This is a genomic window from Bifidobacterium sp. ESL0728, assembly GCF_029392015.1.
Lineage (GTDB): Bacteria > Actinomycetota > Actinomycetes > Actinomycetales > Bifidobacteriaceae > Bifidobacterium.
In genome coordinates this window covers 2,517,392-2,534,036 of record NZ_CP113925.1, presented here as the reverse complement: position 1 = coordinate 2,534,036, position 16,645 = coordinate 2,517,392, and the positions used below count along the sequence as shown (strand labels likewise).

Sequence of the window (16,645 nt, the reverse complement as noted above, 5' to 3'; positions counted from 1 at the left end):
TCCAGAACCTCGTTTGATGGTGCGAGTAGGGGGAGTTGAACCCCCAGTATGGTATACGTATTTGGTGATTTTCGTTGGAAATAAGCCATTCTGTGATTTAAATAAATCACAAAAATCACGGTGATTTGGATATTTTGTCAAGTTCTTGTCAAGTTCTTGCGTGGGATTGATGTTGTTTCCGAGACTAGATCAGATTGCTAGATTTTCGGTGATTTACTAAGCCGCGATCAACGTAGTCATTGTCTTGTTTTGTTTGCGGGATGTGTACCATTCGACTCGCGTTCATGTTTCGAAAGCAACAATGCTAAACTTATAGTGAGTTAAAGGTGACGCGGAAACTTTTCAAGAATTCTTTTCTATGCATGGGGGTATTCGATGGTTAGTAAAAGCGATAAGCTCAGAAAAGCGGCTAAAGAACAACGAAAAGTCCTGATTGATGGAATCTATGATTACATTGCTGAAAATTCTGAGTTGACTATACGTAATCGCAGGAACCATGAGCATCCTGTCAAGTCGTATAAAGACAATTTGAAATTGGAGTTGGATGTCGGATTTGGCGTGGAGGGCTATTTTTTCGGAGTCTGTGTGACTAATTTCCCTCCAAAAATTGACTTGCGGCTCTTTCGAGATGTGGATAATAAGCAGGTTGGCGAGAAGAAGCTAGTGGATTCGGCGGCAGAAGCGGTCGAGTGGATAAAGAATGTAAAATCTTTGGTTCCTACGGAATGATTTCGTCCTCTCTGTGATGCGGACAGAGAAACTGGTGAAATGTTCAGCGATTATATGCGTCGCAGAGGGCATTAACGCTGATCTTGCATGTCATCGTGGAAGCCGTCCGAGCCTGTAAGTAGCTCGGGCGGCTTTTATCTATTATTGATTGTCTTGACTGGTGACGTTTTCGCGGTGCAGCCGCACGCTGATGATGCAGTTTTCGTCACTGATGATGACGGTGAGGGTGAGGCCGAGCCGGTCGAGGATGGCCAGCGCTCGGTCGGTGTCGCCACGGCTCCAGGCGTGGAGGACGGCTTTCGCGAGTTTTAGAGGTGAAGCGTATTGCCCGTCGAACAGGTCGTTGAGCTGTGTGTAGTCGCGGGTGAGGTCGCTGCCCCTGATCGCACCGATGAGCAGGTGTGTGGCGTCCGGTTTCAACGGGTCGAATATGGCGCTGTCGTCGTCGAACGGGTCGGTTTCCGGGCTGTCGGCTGGCGCGACTTTGAGGCGCAATGGCGCGTCCGGATTGTTGATGAGTTCGAGTGCGTTCTCGCGTATGGTTTCCATGACTGATGCAGACATAGCTGCCCCTTTGCTAGAAGGAATTTGGTCATGGGATTGGTCGAACCCGCGTGAGCGGGTTCTTGCGGGAGCAGGAAACTGTGCGATGTGGTGTGCGAATATGGTCATGTTCCCGTATCGGAAACGTGACGTGGGCGTGTCCTATCTTTTTTCGTAAATCAGTTTCAGAATCATTCTTTTCCGCGTCATTCTGCTGTTCTTCTGTTTTCTGTGTGCTTAAAGATTGGTGCTGAAGAATGAAGGTCGTCAGAGTTGACACTGCTTGTGTGATTTTTGTTATCATGGAAAATGCCGGCAACGATTGCAAGACGGTCAATGTCGGGCGATGGGCAGCCCCTGTACACAGGTTGTATATTCTGTGCGAACAGTGATGCACCCATTCGCAAATAAAACAGCCGCCATCCTGGCAGGTGGCGGCTGTAAATAAGTCAATCCGCAGTGTATGGGTACAGATTTAGAGATCAACTCCCACGCACTGTGGGAAAGGATCAACTCTAATGAATAGAGTATCACCAGATCTTCGACGTGTCGAAGATATCCCTCAAAAGCTCACTACTAAGCAGGCCGCAGCGTATTGCGGTTTGACCCCGGGCAATCTTGCGCAGAAACGTTATAAAGGCGTTGGATGTCCTTATCTGGATGAGGGAGGTTCCATTCTTTATTTGGTCTCCGACCTCGATGACTGGCTGGCATCCTGCAAGCGTTATCCCAAAAATGAGCGCGGAGGCAAGCGATGAGCGAACTCTATGGTGAAGACGGCACAATGCTCGACGAACCGGATGAGGGCTCTCTCGAGGCCAACGACGACATGACTTTCCCGGAAGCCAAGCAGCTGGTCGGTGCGAAAATCGGCAAGCTTATCGATGAAGGGAGCGTTAAGACTCCGGCTGAGGCTGGGCGTCAATATGTCAACAGGCTCAAAAACCTCAGAAGGGAGCATAATTATCGTGCACCACGCGATGAAAGATGGCCTTCTCCTAGAGAGCCGGACTCGGTGCCGATGGCACGCTTGGCTTTTAAGTTCCATACCATCAGAAATGTGACTTTCGGCGAATCAGAATCAAGCGGCGGAGGCACGGTTCTCACGTGCTATATCCCGGAACCGGGCAGACATCAGGGTATCCACCTTTCAATGGATGATGCCGACATACGCAAGCTCGCGCTGTCTTTTAATCCCTCCCCGGAGAGACCGAAAACTTGGATCCGTGATTTCAACGATGAGTTGAAGTCCATGGCGCCGGTCGTGCCCATCACGCGGGACAAGCCCTACTGGGTGCCTGTCGCGAATGGTATCTACGACACAGAGAGCCACAAGCTGCTGCCTTTCGATAAGGACTATGTGACCATGTGGAAAGCGGCCACGAAGATGCCGGAGCGTGAGCCGCCGGTGCCGGTCATGCCTGACGGCTGGCCGGCCGACGCTTTGATTCCGAGCTTGCAGCCGACGGACGAGGGTCAGCAGCAGCTCTGGCAGATACTTGCCATGGCGCTCATGTGTTTCAGAAATTGGGGTGTCATGCCCATACTGATTGGTCGGGGCAGCAACGGCAAAAGCGTGTTTCTGAAATTGCTGTCCAATGTCATCGGCGACGAGAACACGGCCAAGGTCAAACTGGAGGATCTGGGAGGAGGGTTCGAAATGAGCCCGATTGTCAGTAAACCTGTGGATATAGACGATGACGTGGATGTCGGTGCGTTTGTCGACAAGGTTGGCCCGTTGAAGACATTGCTCAGGCATGGTGCGATCAACATCAACCGGAAGTACAAGGAGCCACTCTCATACCTTCCCTTCTGCCTCCCTATCTGTGCGTCGAACGGTGACTTCCGGTTTCGCGATCATACGGACAGTATGGACGACAGGATCGTTTATGTGCCGTTTCCGAACCGTTTCCAGAAAACGCCACAGGGTGACCGCATCGACTCGGAGTACATCAAACGGGATGATGTTCGTGAGTGGTTCCTGTACAAGACCCTCACTCAGCCGAAGTTCGATGCGCTCTTGGAGACCAAAGAGGGTTTGGCGATCAAGCAGCAGCAACGGTCGGAGTCCGACGAGGTGGCACGGTTCTGGGACGAGCTGAGGGATGTCCTCATGCGGCGTGATTTCCTGCCGAACTCGTTCCTGTACCAACTGTTCTGCTCGTTCGAACGCGATGCGAACCCCGGCAGCAGGCAGGGCATCGAGAAACAGCCTGTGTTTATGCGCCATTTGCGCCCGTTCATTGAAAAGGATGGGTATATTCAGCCCCGAGACGGTTCGGGGAAGGGTGTGCAACTTTCCCTGGATAAGTGGCTGGCTGGTAGCATCAACCTAGAGAGCGCTGTATCGAACTATGGTGTGGCGCCTTACTTCCTTGAGGATGATGATTCTGCCCGTGTGGCGAAGAAACACCATGGCCGGTCCCGTGGGTTTGTGAAGCAGTCCGTCTGGGAGCAGTTCCAGAAGGACAATCTGACGCCACGTGACCGCTCTGACCGCGCTGAGCTACGGCGTGCTGAGGAACGTGAGGGGCTAAATCAAGCGGGACAGGCCAGGCTTGAGGCGCTCCTGCGCATGTCGGCGGGCGGTGATGCGCCTGCCTTGCGGCCTTCGTCTAAGGCTCCTGCGTCGCAGGTTCCATCAGCTCCGCCGATGATGCCGGCGCAGCCTGGCGGCGTACCGGCCACGCCGGTCATGCCGCCGTCCCGGCCGTAGGTCGGCCCCGCGGAGCGGTCCAGATTAGTGTCATGCAGCGAAAGATGCGTGACACTAATATTACTGGATAAATGGTATTGACAAATGTCAATACTTGTTTTGTTAGTTGATTGATGGTTGCCGGCCCACGCGTTGCCGCGATGGTGCCGGCATCTTTTTCGTCTGTGTGCGCCCATGGCGGGCGGCATCGGGGTGCGACCCTATGTGGACCGTTGCGTCTGAATGCCCCTGCTCGCCGCGCTCCTAGACGTCCGCCAGGGTATTCGGTTTCCCATCGGTCAGGTGGTGAAGCCCCATGTATTCTTCGACGTTCATGCCGATGACCCCGATCCGAATCTCCATTGATGTTCTGCGGGCCTTGACTTTGGGCCCATTGCCTTTATCGGCGGTTCCATTCCTTGTAGACCTGGCTGCGGTGCTGCACGTCCAACGCGAGGATGACCAGCTCGCCGCGTCTGATGTCGAGGATCACGCGCCAGTCGCCGACCCTGTAGCGCCACAGCCCCTTCAGCGGGCCGGAAAGCGCCTTGCATGGCTTGGTGGGATCGTCCAGGGCGGCGAGCCTGTTCAGGTCGCGCAGCACCTGCGTGGCGACCGTTTTGTCGAGTTTCTTCAGCGATTTGAGGAACCTTTTGGTGGTCCTCAGCTCCCAGGGTGTCACGCGTCGATGTCCTTACGGTCCAGCCCGAGGTAGCCCAGCGTCTCGTCGAGTCCGTAGGTCGGCAGCTCGCCGTTGCGTGCGCGCTCTGCCTCGTCGGCGATGGCGTACTCGTATTCGAGCCGGTCGATGTTGTCCTCCACCGATTCGCGCACGTAATAGCTCGCGGGACGGCCCGTCGACGACGAGAGCCTGTCGATGCGCTGCTTGAGGGCCGCGGGAAGCCTCACGCTCAATACGTTCGAAGTCATGTAAACATGTATACACCTTGTGGAGGCTATGTGTCAACCGGCTTCAGCGTTCGGCGTCATGCGATTTGAGCGCTCCGTAGAGCGTGGGGCGGGAGACGTCGAGCCTGCGGGCCGCCTCGGCCTTGGGTATGCCCGCCGCGATCCATGTGCGGGCCTGGTCGACGCTTTCGTCGTCGAGTTTGTGTGCTCGTCTGCGCTTGTAGACGCCGCGTTGTTTGGCCAGGGCGATGCCTTCGGCCTGGCGTTCGCGGATTGTGGCCCGTTCCAGTTCGGCGACAGCGCCGAGCACGGTGAGCATGAACGTCCCCTCCGGGGTGCCGGTGTTGAGCTGTGGCTCGTCGATGAACCGCACGCTCACGCCCTTGCCATCCAGTGTCTTGATGAGGTTCAAGAGATCCGTCGTGCTGCGGGCCAAGCGGTCGGGTGACTTGACCTTGACCACGTCGCCCTCGCGCACGTAGTCGAGCATCTCCTTGAGGCGGGGCCGGTTGGTGTCCTTGCCGCTGATTTTCTCGCTGAACAGCCGGTCGACATTGCCGATGGCTTCGAGCTGCCGGGCCTCGTTCTGGTCGGCGCTGCTCACGCGCACGTAGCCCACGGTCTGGCCCTTGCCGTCGCCCTGTGTGGGCCGTTGTACGTTCGGATGTTCCTGCTGTTGTAAATTCATGGTCGGCCTTCCGACGAAAGTGTAAGAAAAACGGAAACCCCACCCTGTCCTTACGCGGATGGGTGGTATGTGGGCTGTCAGACTGGGGTATACCCCAACCTGACAGCCATTGGAGACAACGGTCAGTACCAGCACTCGTCCTCATCGTCATCGGACGGGTCGGGAATCACGTTACCGTCCTCATCGATGGGGCGACCCTGCTCATCGTGGGTCTGCATGAACTGATACACCGGATCGTTGATATAGACGCCGCTGAGGTCGATGGCATCGGTGCCGGGATTCTTGGGCTTCGCGTCGTCCACATGGAGCGGTGCGACGGGACCCCACATCTTGCGAAGCGTGTCCGGGATGAGCCTGGGATCGGACGGCCCCTGTTCGTCTTGCCGGGGTTCGTGGGCCGGTGCGCCGAGGGGCGCGGAACGCTCTTGGGCCAGGGCGGCGCGGTGATCGGCGGCCATGCTCTTCTCCATACCGCCCGGTTCGCCGTCATCGCCGTCGCGTCGGCGGCGACGCACGGGCGTTCCTCCGTTATCGTCACCGAACCGGATGCGTTCCAGTTTCCTCAGCTCATCGTCAGCGTTCCTTTCGTTCCTATTGTCGTCATTTTTCATTGGTGTAATTGTTGCTGTCATGGCAACCTCCTTGGATTCTTTGTTGCGGCCACGGCCTTGTATCGTGGCCTAAATCTTGATGTATGTGGGGGATGCGGATGGGGCCTCTATAGCTCCATCTGCATCCCGTTCTGGCACTCGTATTGGCGTTGGCGCTGCCATTGCTTCTCGTGCTCGATGTCGATTGGCTCGCGGCCGGCGCGCACCTCCTCGAGCCTGGCGTCGTCCTCGGCGACCTGCCGGTTGATGCGTTCCAAGTCGCGCGACGGGCGCATCAGGTAGGCGATCAGACGCCACAGGGCCTCGCGCAGCACCCGTTTGACCGGGTCCGGCGACCCCATCACGAAGGCCCCCTCGCGGATGATCCTGAGGACCGCGAGCGTGTAGCTTGTGGGGCTGCGGCGGCGTTCCTGATCGCGTTGGAATTGTTCGCGTCGTTCAAGGTCCGCCTCGCGTTGTTCAATCTTGGCCTCGCGCTGCTCGTCGCGTTTCCTGCGACTTGAAGCCTTGCGTTCGGCCGCCTCGGTGTCGGCCTGACGCCGGCGGAACTCGCTTTCACGGTTCTCCTGGCCACGCTCACGCTCGCTGATCTTGCGTTCCCGTTCCCCGAGCCCGTGTTCTTGCTCGTCAAGCTTGTATGCCCGTTCATTAGCGGCGCGATCGCGCAGGACACTGTTGAAATCGTCGGCCGTCTGCTCGATCCTGCGCTCGTCGAGCCTTGCAGACTCCTGTTTGAGGCGTTCGTCTTGGCGGCGGTTGTGGTCGGCCTGCTCGTCGAGGTCCCTCTCGCGCTCGTAGACGGCTTTGGGCAGCGTCTCGCGCCTCTTGCCGGCGTCTGGGTGGTCGATGGTGTAGCCGGGCAGATGTTCCAGGGTGATGCGTTCCATCTCGGCCCGCTCGCGGGCCTCCCATTGCGCCCATGCGGTATGCAGGTGGCGTTTGCCGTTTTCGTCCTGCTCGTAGGTGTCTTTGAAGCCGAGCTGGCCCAGGCATTTGCCGATCGAGGCCTGTCGCTGCGGGCCGCGCTTGTAGCCCGTCGCGACCGCGATGAAGGACAGGTGGGCGTGGCCCGCCCCGTATATCCGTGTGGAGCGGCCATCATGCCGCTCCTCGAAAAAACTCGTCCTCATGCCACTGGGCCGAGACGAGCTTCAGCCCGCCGCCATCCGGCGTGGAGTTGCGCTTCTCGAAGCCCTCGCAGTACTCACGCACGATAGCGCGGTCGGTCTCGTCCGGCACGCGCTGGGGCATCAGCCGCGACCCGTCGGCGGCGCGGACGATATGCCCGTCGGCGTCGCGGGCCTGGTTGGTGTTGCCCACGCCCACGATCACCTCGTAGGCCAGGTGCTTGCCCTTGACCTCGCGGCCGGCCGCCTTGCTCGCCGCCCTGTTGGCGCGGCCGCGTCTGTCGCCGGCGACCTTGTCCATGTACTTGGCGACGGTGAGCTGTCGGTCCTTGCGCCGCCCCTTGTTATACTCCTGGATCGCTTCGCCGAACAGCTCGGTGTACTTGTCCTCCAGCGTGCCGTCCATCCAGCTCTCGTGGTGGCCGGCAGGGTCGATGTGTGGCTCGTATTTGACGATTTTCTTGGTGCGGTTGTTGTGTTTCAGGACCGGATCAGCACCGACATGGTATCGTATCGTCGTGCTCGGCATGACCCCTCACCTCCAACTCCGAATAAACGAATATAAGACATATTATACATTGAATATACGAAACTGTAAACTTAAAACGTTGAAAAATAGCCATTTCATGTTCATCATGTAGATGCATATACATCATATAAATATGCATAAATCACATAGGTCGTTTTCAATCACGTTCTATGAGCATACGGTCATAGTCGGTGGCTGGACCCCGTGAGCCGGGACGGGCGAAACATGTGCGGCTCGGCCGCCATACGATACGGAAGCGGCCAACCGCATCCAAGGCGCGCGCATGGGTGTACGCGGGTAAACAGGCGCCGATGTCACCGCCATAAGAATGAAGCGGGCCGTCAGAGTGAATCGCCCATCTGCGGCCTTGACGAGACGCTGAGCCGCCTCGGTCTAAAACAGGGACAACGGAGCGTGAGCCCCACTCGCCATTTGGCCATGGCGATGATGGGAAGTGCACACTTTCCACCCCCGGTGGCCCACACGTGTGCGACGGGGGAGTGGAGGCGCAGCCCTTGTGATTCAAGGGCTTCCATGCCCCAAGGCTTCGTCTTGCACACATGCACACTGTTTTTCTTGTTTAACAGGTAAAAGGGAATAAATATAAATAATAAAGAACCGTTGGAAGTCGTGTGCGGTGTGCAAGGGCCCACGCCTCCCCTCCGCCGGCCGTGGGCTGTGGGAGGTGAGCCGAGGTTCAAATAAGTGAAGAAAAAAATATGGCCGTGAGGGCATGGGCTTCATGCCCACACTTTCTCACGGCCATAAACCATATTCATGGCGACCGTATCGACAATCCCCATCGGGGAGGCCGATAACGGTCGTCAAGTATAAAGTGGCCGCCGTTTCGCTACGCGGGCACGGCGGCCGGAACCTCGATAGCCCATGCACGGTGAGTGCCAGGGTCAGTTTGACTTGTCGACGAATTTCGACAGCAGGTCGAGCGCAAGCTCGAAGTTCGCCGGCGGCGTCGGTGAGACGCCGAGCTTTCTCAGCTGCCGCCGGGCCATACGCCGCTCGTTGTCGCTGGCCCCGGAATCGGAGGCCAGCGCGCGGAGCTGGCGTATGAGCCTGGTTTGGTCCATCGGAAACCTTCTTACAGCGACAGGCCGAGAAGCCCGTTGAGTGTCGACAGCGGCATGGCCAGCAGGCCCATCGGGACGAACACGCATGCCACGATGATGATGACGGCGGCTATGACCGATCCGACCATGCCGCTGTGGTGGCTGTGGTCGCGGTCATTGCCGTCGTCATCGAGGTCGGATGGCCTGTCGGTGCCCGAAGGCATCAGCGGGTCTTCCAGGTGCCGGGGATGCCGGGCGTGCCGGGCGTGCCGGGAATGGTCTCGGTCGTGTCGTAGGCCGCGGTGCCGGGCTTGTTCACGACGTGCGTCGGATAGCCCTCGACGTCGTGCCAGGTCTCGCCCGCGGTGTCGATGCCGGTGGCGGGGTTGTAGTAGACGTTCGGGTTGGCGACCGGGGTGTGGAAGCCGTCGGAGTAGGTGAAGTAGGCGATCTTGCGCTTGCCCACGTTGTCCGGGGTGGCGATCCACTGGTGCCATGCCACGTTGGTGACGGTCATGCCGGCATCGGGTGTCGTGGTCCATTCGGGATGGGCCTCGAGCACGGAGTCGGGCAGACCCTGGTTGTGGAAGTCGACCTGGTCGGCCGCACCGGCGACATGGTGGTAGTCCGTGCCGTTGACCTGATCGGTGCCCGACCAGTCACGGGCCTGGAAGCCATCGAACTTCGAGGTGTAGATGTGCACGGTGATGGCCTCAGCGTAGCCGGCGGTGCCCCAGTCGCCCCAGACGGGCGTGCCGTTCTCGTTGACGGAGGAGCCGGGGACGGCGGGGTGGTGCACGACGTGTGTCGTGGCCGGCGTGCCGGGCGTGGCCGGCGTGCCGGCGACCCAGTACGGGCGTTCGGAGACGTCGTCGACCATGTTGCCGTTTTCATCGACGCGGATGTGTTCGGTCCAGGCCGGCGAGGGCTTGTGGTCATAGGTGCCTTCGGAGCCTTCGGGATGGACGATGTCATGCGGCGTGACCGAAGGATGGGACGGCGTCGACGGATGCGACGGGGTCGACGGCTGTGAAGGCTGCGACGGGGTCGACGGATGCGACGGAGTGGACGGCGTGGAGGGCTGCGAAGGCTGCGAAGGCTGCGAAGGCGTTGACGGCTGCGACGGGGCCGACGGTGCGGGAGCAGGGGTCGACGGGGTCGAAGGCGTGGACGCTATAGGCGCGGCGGGAGCCGGGGCGGCAGGCGCCGGAGCGGGGATCGCCGGGGCCGGGGCGCTCGGCACCGGGCCGTAGGCCTGGGACGGATGCGTCATCGGGCGCGAGGCCGCGTTGGACGCAGGCGCGTTGACGCCGTTGGTGGCGTTGGCCGCGGCGACCACGCCGTAGCCCATGAGCTGGTTGACCTTGGCCTGGACGGCGTCGTACTTGTCGCCGAGGGCCTGCTTACGGGCCTCGCCGTTGCCGTACTTGCCGAGCATGACCTCGTGGGCCAGCTGGTCGACATCGTCGGTGGTGACGGAGGCCGTCGGAACGGCGCCCTTCTTCAAGGCCGCGCGGGACTTGGCCTCAAGGCCGGAGGTGTCCATCTTGCGGGAATCGCCGACGAACTCGCCGGGATAGATGAGGTCGTCGTCGCCGGAAGTGAAGCCCTTCCAATAGCCCCAGCTGCCGTCCTTGGTGCCGTAGTCGGTGGCGATCTGGGAGAGGGTGTCGCCGGGTTGGACGGTGACGGAGCCGTCGTTGTTGAGGACGGCGGCGTTGGCCGAGGGGGCCATCACCGACAGGGCGATGGCGGCGAGGCCGGTGGTGGTCAGAAGACCTGCGCGCGAGCGCGTGCGGGGCGCCCTCAGTGCATGTTGCGGAGTGTGCTTTGACATGATATTCCTTCTTTTTGTTGGTTGTTGTTTGTTATTGTTCCGGTACTTGTGACTGGATCGGTGTGTTTCTTTGTTGCAAATTCTTTTTATGCCGCGCCGCGTGGTGTATCAGTGGTGGCGCAGGTTGTTGATGGCGCTGGTGATGTTGGACCCGGCCGTATTGACCGCATTGGTGACGCTGGAGCCTGCCGTGTTGACGGCGTCAGTGTTGCGGTCGACCGATCCGGCCACCTGGCTGCCGGCGAAGATCGTCGCGCCGATCTGCATGACGGACAGTGCGTTATTGACTTTTTGCAGGGCGATTTGCTGCCGCTGGTTGTCTTCCATACGCATCTCGTGCATGTGGGTCTCATAGAGGTTGATGGCCGCTCCGAGTGTGTCGGCGCGTCCCAGGCGGACGGCCTGGCTCATGAAGCTTGCGGCCTCGGCAGTGCTGTATTCCGGCGGGTACCAGGGAGCGACCCGTTGCGCGTAGGCCTGCCGCACGGCGACGAGATCGTGCTGGGCTGCTGCCATCTGTGTCTGGCGGTCCTGCTCGCAGCGTTGCAACGTCGCTTCCGCCTTCGGGGCGTTCTTCTTGTAGAGCGCGTTGCCTGCGATGTATCCCGCGGCGATTCCGATAAGGATGCCGATAGCCCACAACACGAGACGTACCGCTGTGGGTTCTTTGTTCCGCCAGTCCCACTGGAAGATGAAAGTCAACAATGTTTCGATGAAGGGGGCGACGATTATGGCGTACGCGAAGAAGGCCACCAGCCCGATGATGAACGCTTTCCAGCCCCCGTGCTTCTGCTTCAGCTCCTTCTGTGCCGGTGCCACCATCGGCGACACCGCCGAGGCGGTCTGGAGTCGTTGGCTGCTGTCCACGGCCGCGCTGAATAGGTTCGCCGCGTCGGCGAGGCCCTCCGCCAACGCTGGTCCTGTAGGTGCCGGTCGAGTCATGTTCCGCTCCCTTTGACGCCGTTCCGTCATGGAGCGTCATCACCTCTCAAAAGAACTCTTACAGAGCGTAAGCATAATGATGATGTACGACACAATGATGTGATGTGTCGTATGCAGAAATGGGCCACGTCCTATGGCTGGTTGCGAATGCTAATAGAGTCGGACGGATCCTTGCCTTGGTCAGGCGAAGAAGTCACCTATGCCGCAGTCGAGCGCCTTGGCGAGGGTGTAGAGGGTGGAGAGCTTCGGTGATCGCCGTCCCTGCTCGATATAGCCCACGGAGACTCGGTCGAGGCCGCTCTTTTCCGCGAGCTGCTCCTGGGTGAGACCTTGCTGGCGGCGCAGGTCGCTGATGCGACGGCCCATGCCGTTGAGCATGTCTTTGAAACCGGGAGTTAGCATACTTTTGATTCAAGGGCAGGTAGCCCGATAAGACCACAAACAGAGTGTTAGCATTTTATTTATATATTGCTGTAATTCAGTATATGATTGTCGCATTTGAGGTATTAGCCGTTTGCTCTGACGATAAAGCGAGTGGCTGATGATTGCCAGGGAGGTTATTTGTGGCATCTGTTGAAAAGTACCAATGGAAAGATGGCACGAAACGTTACAGGGTCTGGTATCGAGACACCGCGAATAAATTGCATCAGAAGGCCGGTTTTAAACGTAAGCGTGATGCCGATGACTTCGTTGCCCGTCTTTCCGTTTCGGTAAATGATGGCACCTACGTTGATCCTCGGAAGAGCCGTCAGCTTATTGGCGATCTCGGCAGGAAATGGATGGATCTTAAAGCGGTGGGTTGGAAGGAATCGTACCAACGCACCATAAAGATATCCTGGCGTGTCTATGTCGAACCCAAATGGGGGAATCGGGAAATCGGCTCAGTGACTCATGATGAAGTGCAGCAATGGGTCAACGGCTTGAGTACCGGCGATGATTCGTGGGACGGGAAGCCCAAAAGTCTCTCCGTGGTGAAGCGTGCGTATGGGATCCTCAAAGACATCTGCGAGATGGCGGTTGACGATAAAATCATCGTCCAGACGCCGACACGGAAAATTGATATGCCGCTTGCCGGGGTCAAAAGGAAAGCGGTTGTGCTCACGCCCGAGCAGCTTCTTAATCTGGTGGAGCATTGCGGTGATCGCGGGCCGTTTATTCTCACGCTTGGTCTGACCGGATTGCGTTGGGGTGAGGCCGCTGCCTTGACTGTTAGTGATCTTGATTTTAAGAAGCACAGGGTCAATGTTGATAAGAGCGCCACATGGGTAGGTTCAGAAGTCGCGCTGGGTACACCGAAACATGGAAAGTCCAGAAAAGTCCCGATGCCGAGCGCCGTGGAGGAAGCGCTTCGTCCGCTGGTCAAAGGTAAGCGGCCTGGAGATTTGGTGTTTGTCGACAGGCGTGGCGAGTATATGCGTCCACAGAGCACAGCCAAGAACAACAGAAGCTGGTTCGCCAAGGCATTGAGGGACGCGGGGCTTCCGATGATGCGTGCCCATGATCTGCGGCACACGGCGGTAAGCATAGCGGTGAGTTCGGGCGCTGACGTCAAGGTTGTGCAGCGTATGGTGGGTCATTCCTATGCGACAACGACGCTGGACACCTATAGCGATGTCTTTGATTCCGATCTTGACGACGTTTCCGGCAACGTTGACAAGGTGATGAATGAAGCGCTCCACAGAACGAAAAAATAAAAATTGTCAAGTTTTTGTCAAGTTCTGGGCTATTGCCGGTAAATGAAGAACCTCAGAATCGTTGCAATTTCAACGTTTCTGAGGTTCTTTTATGCGTGCGAGTAGGGGGAGTTGAACCCCCACGAGCATACGCTCACTGCCACCTGAAGACAGCGCGTCTACCATTCCGCCATACTCGCAGACAAACAATAAGGTTACTGCTCAGTGCCGACGAGCGCAAGGGGTTTCAGCGACGCGTGTTGTCTGTGTCAGAGTTCTAACTGAGGAGAAAAGCACTAAAAATGGACCCCAAAGGTGCTTTTCTCCCTGGTAATTCGGACGAATGAGCTTGAAGTCTCACTCTGCCCACTTGAAATTAGCGAGGCCGGCGCCGATTTCAAAGTTGCGTTTGGCGCAGCCTAAGCCGACGTGGGCGAAGAGACCAGAAGTGGCACGAGCACTGACAGTGGGTAGTAGCGTTGCGCTTGCTGCCGAAGAACCGATTGAGTCGGCTGAACCGGCTGATGCGTCGGAGCTATTGACAGTATCGGCGTTCTGTACGGTGCTGATCTGATTCTCTTCCAGCGTGAAGTGGAAAGGCTGTTGGCTCAGCGACGTCGGGGCGAGGGAAGCGGCTCCGACACCGCGCTGGAACCAATCGGGGGTATCAGCGAGCGTCGCATCCGTGCCGAGGCTTGCAGGCAACGAACATAACGAATCCAAGGGTTTGCTGTGGTGCTTGGCACCAGCACGTGCGGGGTGGCCGAAGGCGAGAATCCACACCACGCGTTCTTCCGGTTCGAGTTTCCACCAGCCGGTTGCGGCGTCATCGAGCACGGCCCACGAGGTCGCCAGTCCGAGTTGTATAAGTTTCAGCGCGAGTTGCTCTCCGTAATAACCGACTTTTTCCTCGGTTTCAGCCTCTTCCGGAGGAATCGGATCGGTGGGTTGCCCGGCGGAGTCCATGTCGTAGCGAACGGTTGCTGCTGGTTTATCCGCACCTGAAAGGGGGCTGGCACTTGAAACGGGACGGGCACCTGAAACGGGACGGGCACCTGAAACGGGACGGGCGTCGGCGGCCGGAACAGTTGTAGGTGAATTTGCAGATGATTTAGCTACTGGTTGGGTTGTATGTGAGGCTGGACTCGGCTCAGTGGAGGTCGCCGGCTTGGCGGGAATCGCTGAGTCGTTCGCGGTTAAAGGTCTTTTCGCCGGATGCAAATCGTAAGGTACATCAATTTTGGTTACCAGCGCGATAGCGTTGTGCACACCGCTGAACCGTCCGTAATGCGTTTTGTAACCGCAGAAAGCATCCTCGAGCCCCGCGGCCATCTGAAAATGCAAGCCGGAGGCGGCGTTGCAGCGTTCGACTTCCGCAGCGATTTCGTCGAGCAAGGCTTTGTCGACCGGTTCGTCGGTATACATACGCACGGAATGGCGCTCCGTCATCGCCTCGTTCAGATCCATCTTGCCCCTCTGCCTATTTTCGGTGAACATTTCCATCATACCGATTGGTTGGGTATTCTGCGGTTATGTGCGTCCCATAACCTGTGAAAAGTGACGAATGGCACAGTATTTGTTATGCAGGAAGGAGGATTATTGGGCCGGATGCCTTTATTCGTGTCCCAATGAACGGTTCGATTATCTGCTACTAAAAATAGGGGAGAGGCGCTGGCCCCCTTTCTTAGCGACTGCTTTCCGGCATACCGCCACGAAGATGCAAGAAACGGGCCATTTAGGCGGTGTCGGTGACCGTTTTCCAGCATTCGAATGGCTTGTGCCGAAAACCGTTCATTTAGCGGTTGCCGGTGACCGTTTTCTAGCATTCAGATTGGCTCGTGCCGGAAACTGTTCATCTTGCGCCGCCCGGAGTTACTGAGATACGCCTCTACCGCTCACCCTCTGGAACCGTGGGCGTAGTAGCGGGCCAGGGTTTCGTCGCGGAATTCGTCGAAATAGCCGCCGTCGATGGAGGCGCGGATATCGTCGAGCAGGCGGATGAAAAAGCGTTCGTTGTGGATGGTGGCCAGTGTCGCGCCGTTGATTTCGTGCGCTCGCAGCAGGTGGTCGACGTAGGCGCGCGAGTAGTGCGTGCACGTATAGCAGTCGCAACTTTCCTCCAGCGGTCCGAAGTCGCGCTTGTTGGCGGCACGTTTGATATTGTAGCGGCCGTCGCGCGTGTAGATGGCGCCATTACGGGCGCAGCGGGCGGGGGCGACGCAGTCGAAAGTGTCGCCGCCGTTCTCGACACAGGCGAAGATATCGTCGACGGCTGCGATCCCCAGAACGTGCCGAGGCCGGGATTCCGGCATTTCGTCGCAGATCCACGCGCAGGTATTGCCGATCACGCGCTTTTCGATGGCTCCGCCGATGCCTACGCCATCGAAATCAAGCGAGGCGATTTCTGAGGCCGCTTTATGCCGCAAATCCTCATAATTCGCGCCCTGCACCACGCCGTAAAGCGCCTGATACGGCTTGCCGACCCGTTCCGCCGTAAGCCGTTGGTGTTCTTCGACACAGCGTCGCGCCCAGCGGAAGGTCCGTTCGACGGAACGTTCCTGATAGCCGCGCGTGTTCATCAGCGTGGTCAGCTCGTCGAAGGAAAACATGATGTCAGCGCCGATCTTGTGCTGGATGCCCATCGAGATTTCGGCAGAGAAGCGGTGCTTTGAGCCGTCGAGCGGTGATTTGAAGGTGACGCCGTCCTCGTCCACGAAGGCTTTGCGCTCGCGGCCGGGCGCGATTACGTCGTCCGATTTCATGCCGGTCACATCCATCGCCAGCGTCTTCTTGAACCCGGCACCCAGCGAAAGTACCTGGAACCCGCCGGAATCGGTGAAGGTGGGTCCGTCCCAGTTCTCGAAGCGCGCGAGCCCGCCAGCCTCGTTGATAATGTCTTCGCCTGGGCGCTCGAAGAGGTGGAAAGCGTTGGAAAGCAGACATTGTGCGCCGAGCGATTTCATGGTTTCCGGCAGCACACCCTTCATGGCCGCCTGCGTGGCGACGGGCACGAAAGCCGGGGTGCGGATATCGCCGTGCGGAGTGTGGATAATCCCGGTTCGCCCGTATCGTGCGCCTCCGCGCCCCAAGCCACGTGCCGAATCCGAAAGTCGCGTGTGCTGCTCGAAATAGAACTTGCTGCGGTCGCCGGCTTTACCTGGTGAAGCACCCAACGGGTGCTCCAACAATCCGGAAGCGCTCGCCGCAAGCTGCGAAACCATAGTGCCGGAACGAATCTGTGCATACGAAGTGGCTTCCGAGGCGACGTCCTTTTGCCCGGGAACATGGTTCTGCGGGG

General features: G+C 58.4%; 17 protein-coding genes and 1 tRNA gene. 3 read left to right on the top strand and 15 right to left on the bottom strand.

Annotated elements, in window-relative coordinates; translation table 11 throughout:
- The first annotated feature begins 375 nt into the window (after window positions 1-375).
- Complete coding sequence (locus OZX67_RS09360) at window positions 376-729, top strand: hypothetical protein (RefSeq protein ID WP_277142890.1); 354 nt, start codon at window positions 376-378, stop codon at window positions 727-729.
- Window positions 730-870: 141 nt separating this feature from the next.
- Here the strand turns inward: OZX67_RS09360 and OZX67_RS09355 are convergent, their stop codons facing one another.
- Entirely contained in the window at window positions 871-1,293 is a 423-nt protein-coding gene (locus OZX67_RS09355) for a hypothetical protein (protein WP_277142888.1), read from the bottom strand.
- Between the two features lie 733 nt (window positions 1,294-2,026).
- Between OZX67_RS09355 and OZX67_RS09350 the strand changes: the two genes are divergently transcribed.
- Complete coding sequence (locus tag OZX67_RS09350) at window positions 2,027-3,988, top strand: phage/plasmid primase, P4 family (RefSeq protein WP_277142886.1); 1,962 nt, start codon at window positions 2,027-2,029, stop codon at window positions 3,986-3,988.
- Window positions 3,989-4,367: 379 nt separating this feature from the next.
- On the opposite strand, the gene OZX67_RS09345 is transcribed toward OZX67_RS09350, so the two are convergent.
- From OZX67_RS09345 to OZX67_RS09295, 11 genes are all read right to left on the bottom strand, one after another.
- Window positions 4,368-4,649, bottom strand: a complete 282-nt coding sequence (locus OZX67_RS09345; protein WP_277142884.1) for a type II toxin-antitoxin system RelE/ParE family toxin — start codon at window positions 4,647-4,649, stop codon at window positions 4,368-4,370.
- A complete protein-coding gene (locus OZX67_RS09340) occupies window positions 4,646-4,897 on the bottom strand; it encodes an antitoxin (RefSeq protein ID WP_277142882.1) in 252 nt (83 codons plus the stop codon). The genes OZX67_RS09345 and OZX67_RS09340 overlap by 4 nt, the downstream gene beginning before the upstream one ends.
- 43 nt (window positions 4,898-4,940) lie before the next feature.
- Window positions 4,941-5,564 carry a recombinase family protein gene (locus tag OZX67_RS09335; protein ID WP_277142880.1) on the bottom strand — a complete coding sequence of 208 codons (624 nt, stop codon included), beginning with the start codon at window positions 5,562-5,564 and terminating at the stop codon, window positions 4,941-4,943.
- A 122-nt stretch (window positions 5,565-5,686) separates the two neighbouring features.
- The gene (locus tag OZX67_RS09330; RefSeq protein ID WP_277142877.1) at window positions 5,687-6,196 is read right to left on the bottom strand and encodes a hypothetical protein; all 510 of its coding nucleotides are present in this window, start codon (window positions 6,194-6,196) and stop codon (window positions 5,687-5,689) included.
- An 86-nt stretch (window positions 6,197-6,282) separates the two neighbouring features.
- Complete coding sequence (locus OZX67_RS09325) at window positions 6,283-7,305, bottom strand: hypothetical protein (RefSeq protein WP_277142876.1); 1,023 nt, start codon at window positions 7,303-7,305, stop codon at window positions 6,283-6,285.
- A complete protein-coding gene (locus OZX67_RS09320) occupies window positions 7,274-7,831 on the bottom strand; it encodes a hypothetical protein (protein ID WP_277142874.1) in 558 nt (185 codons plus the stop codon). The genes OZX67_RS09325 and OZX67_RS09320 overlap by 32 nt, the downstream gene beginning before the upstream one ends.
- Before the next feature lie 905 nt (window positions 7,832-8,736).
- On the bottom strand, window positions 8,737-8,916 hold the full coding sequence (locus tag OZX67_RS09315; protein WP_277142871.1) for a hypothetical protein: 180 nt from the start codon (window positions 8,914-8,916) through the stop codon (window positions 8,737-8,739).
- Between the two features lie 11 nt (window positions 8,917-8,927).
- The gene (locus tag OZX67_RS09310; RefSeq protein ID WP_277142869.1) at window positions 8,928-9,119 is read right to left on the bottom strand and encodes a hypothetical protein; all 192 of its coding nucleotides are present in this window, start codon (window positions 9,117-9,119) and stop codon (window positions 8,928-8,930) included.
- On the bottom strand, window positions 9,119-10,732 hold the full coding sequence (locus OZX67_RS09305; protein ID WP_277142867.1) for a LysM peptidoglycan-binding domain-containing protein: 1,614 nt from the start codon (window positions 10,730-10,732) through the stop codon (window positions 9,119-9,121). Before OZX67_RS09305 ends, OZX67_RS09310 begins: the two co-directional genes overlap by 1 nt.
- Before the next feature lie 108 nt (window positions 10,733-10,840).
- The gene (locus OZX67_RS09300; RefSeq protein ID WP_277142866.1) at window positions 10,841-11,554 is read right to left on the bottom strand and encodes a hypothetical protein; all 714 of its coding nucleotides are present in this window, start codon (window positions 11,552-11,554) and stop codon (window positions 10,841-10,843) included.
- 300 nt (window positions 11,555-11,854) lie between these two features.
- The gene (locus tag OZX67_RS09295; RefSeq protein ID WP_277142864.1) at window positions 11,855-12,076 is read right to left on the bottom strand and encodes a helix-turn-helix transcriptional regulator; all 222 of its coding nucleotides are present in this window, start codon (window positions 12,074-12,076) and stop codon (window positions 11,855-11,857) included.
- A gap of 161 nt (window positions 12,077-12,237) precedes the next feature.
- Here OZX67_RS09295 and OZX67_RS09290 point away from each other — a divergent pair, with 161 nt between their 5' ends.
- On the top strand, window positions 12,238-13,368 hold the full coding sequence (locus OZX67_RS09290; RefSeq protein WP_277142862.1) for a site-specific integrase: 1,131 nt from the start codon (window positions 12,238-12,240) through the stop codon (window positions 13,366-13,368).
- Window positions 13,369-13,464: 96 nt separating this feature from the next.
- On the opposite strand, the gene OZX67_RS09285 is transcribed toward OZX67_RS09290, so the two are convergent.
- From OZX67_RS09285 to tgt, 3 genes are all read right to left on the bottom strand, one after another.
- Window positions 13,465-13,547: transfer RNA gene (locus OZX67_RS09285), tRNA-Leu, on the bottom strand.
- Between the two features lie 157 nt (window positions 13,548-13,704).
- Entirely contained in the window at window positions 13,705-14,853 is a 1,149-nt protein-coding gene (locus OZX67_RS09280) for a nitroreductase family protein (RefSeq protein ID WP_277142860.1), read from the bottom strand.
- Window positions 14,854-15,242: 389 nt separating this feature from the next.
- Entirely contained in the window at window positions 15,243-16,568 is a 1,326-nt protein-coding gene (gene tgt / locus OZX67_RS09275) for a tRNA guanosine(34) transglycosylase Tgt (RefSeq protein ID WP_277145076.1), read from the bottom strand.
- Between the last annotated feature and the right edge of the window lie 77 nt (window positions 16,569-16,645).